Here is a 1286-nt window from a genome sequence, read left to right as displayed (position 1 = left end):
ATTTCCGAAGATCCTGCCACAGTACCCGAATACTACGAGCCGCTCTCTGAGCCGATAGAGTTCACCGCAGAGTACGGCGGCAACAGCATTTCTACTGTTGAACTGACAAAGACCATCGTAAACTACGAGAAGTCTGGAAGCATACAGATAAAGAAAACCACCGAAGGTATGCTTAATCTTAGCGGTATAGGTTTCACGCTTTCTGGAACATCTGACGCTGGAACGGTAGTAAACGAGTACGCCGTTACCGACGGAAACGGTATAGCGCTCTTTGAGCACATTCCCGTAGGAACATATGAGGTCACTGAGGACGGCAGCACCACGCCTTATGCTTATCTTACCGCCGACCCTGTATCGGTAGAAGTATACTATGCAGAAACTACAACTCAGGAGATTTACAATGACGAAAAGAAAGGCTCGATAGAAGTTCACAAAACAACTGAGGGTATGCTCAATCTCTCAGGTATCGACTTCATACTCAGCGGTACTTCCGACAGCGGACGTGAGATCTCGATAACTGCAACTACTGACGAAAAGGGCATTGCAAAGTTTGAAAACGTGCCGATCGGAACATATGACATTATCGAGGACGGCAAGACCACGCCTTATGCGTATCTTACCGCCGACCCCGTAGCGGTAGAAGTTTACTATGCGGAAACTACTACGCAGGAGATACACAATGACGAAAAAACAGGCTCTATTGAAGTTCACAAGACAACAAGGGGCATGACGAACCTGAGCGGAATAGACTTCATACTCAGCGGCACTTCCGACAGCGGACGCGATATTTCGATAACCGCAACCACTGACGAAAAGGGTATTGCAAAATTCGCTAATATCCCCATCGGAACGTACACGATCACCGAAAGCGGCAAGACCGTACCTTACGGTTATCTTGTTGCAGACCCTGAAAGTGTTGAGGTGATCTATGCCGAAACGATAACTGCTGAGATCTATAACGACACTACAAAGGTCAAGCTGAGCAAGCAGGATATAACTACCGGCAAAGAGCTGCCCGGCGCTAAGTTACAGGTCATCGACAAAGACGGAAAGGTCGTCGAAGAGTGGGTTTCTGCCAACGAGCCGCACTACCTCGAGGGCGTACTTGCAGCGGGCGAAACGTACAAGCTGCATGAAGTGATCGCGCCCGACGGCTACGAGATCGCCAACGACGTTACATTTACCGTAGCAGACGACGGCAAGGTGCAGACAGTAATCATGAAAGACGAGCTTACACCGACTACACCGCCGAGCACTCCGCCTACTGACACACCGCCTGCAACAGG

1 protein-coding gene is annotated in these 1286 nt (G+C 49.6%); it reads left to right on the top strand.

Annotated features, from left to right (window positions below):
- On the top strand, positions 1 to 1286 hold a 1286-nt coding region (locus tag LI114_RS13485; protein WP_264468338.1), incomplete at both ends, for a SpaA isopeptide-forming pilin-related protein.

Origin of the sequence: Ruminococcus sp. 210702-SL.1.03 (genome assembly GCF_020559915.1) — a bacterium.
GTDB lineage: Bacteria > Bacillota > Clostridia > Oscillospirales > Ruminococcaceae > YE71.
This window is presented reverse-complemented; position numbering and strand designations above follow the sequence as displayed.